Genomic DNA, 1,093 nt, shown 5'->3' with positions numbered 1-1,093 from the left:
GAAAAATGTTACCTGTATAGACGAGGAAATACCTTTTGAGATACCTAAAAATTGGAGGTGGTGTAGAGTGAGCAATATTTCGCAGTCTTATATAGGACTTACATACAGACCTGAAGAAATAAAAAAAGAAGGAGTAATTGTGCTGCGTTCGTCTAATATTAAAGATGGAAAAACAGTATTACAAGATATAGTTCGAGTGTCAAAAGAAATTCCAGATAAACTCTTGGTAAAAGAAAATGATATAATAATTTGTGCGAGAAATGGAAGTCAAAAACTTGTGGGAAAGTCAGCTCTTATTGAAAAAATTGTAGAACCTACAACTTTTGGAGCTTTTATGGCTATTTGCAAAACACCTTTTTATAAATATATGTACCTTTTTTTACAATCAAACTGTTTTTTCTCTCAACTAAAAAACGTTAGTGGTACAACAACAATAAATCAGCTTACCCAAAGTAGTCTTAATAATTTTCTCATTCCTTTACCTCCACTTGCTGAACAACAACGTATTGTAGAATCTATTGATGCTATTTTTCGTTGTATAGAAAACTAATTCTTTTCTATACAACGAAAAATATTTTGAATGGTATTTACTATTCTTTGCTGTTCAGATAGGGGTGGAAGAGGAATTAGATGTTCGACTAATTTAACGCGAGATATATTTGGTTGAGCACCTCCTTCTCCTCTCTTTATGAATTGTTCTCTACTTGCCATTAAAAAATAAAAAAGATACCAATTATTTATTAGATAGGGAGAACATCCACAACAAGCTTGATTAGTAGTGAGTTCTTTGCCTGCTATTGCTAATTTACCAATTGTAGCTCCATACATTGCTATAAGTACATTATCTACTTTATTTATACGTAAAGAGCATTCTTGAAAAGCTTTTTCTGTAATTTTTTCTTCGGTATCAAAAACAATTCCATTATTTAATTCTCCTGTTTTTAACCATAATATTTTTCCATTGTAATAATTAGGATTACTACGAGAAGGAGTTGACCCAGCTCCCCAATCTCCTATCTGCCCCATTCTTACCCACCTCCAATTTTTAGGTATTTCAAAAGGTATTTCCTCTTCTATACAGATAACATTTTTG

2 protein-coding genes are annotated in these 1,093 nt (G+C 31.7%); one reads left to right on the top strand and one right to left on the bottom strand.

Annotated elements, in window-relative coordinates:
* Window positions 1–550: restriction endonuclease subunit S (locus tag I7X29_RS15185; RefSeq protein WP_198475877.1), on the top strand; the 550-nt coding region annotated here is incomplete at its 5' end.
* Here the strand turns inward: I7X29_RS15185 and I7X29_RS15180 are convergent.
* Window positions 547–1,093 (bottom strand): restriction endonuclease subunit S (locus I7X29_RS15180; protein WP_198475874.1); only part of this gene is annotated, 547 nt, incomplete at its 5' end. The two genes, I7X29_RS15185 and I7X29_RS15180, sit on opposite strands and share 4 nt — an antisense overlap.

The sequence above is a fragment of the Capnocytophaga periodontitidis genome (assembly GCF_016126015.1).
GTDB classification, from domain to species: Bacteria; Bacteroidota; Bacteroidia; order Flavobacteriales; family Flavobacteriaceae; genus Capnocytophaga; species Capnocytophaga periodontitidis.
Note: the sequence above shows the minus strand (reverse complement) of the source record. Positions and strands in the feature narration are given on the sequence as shown.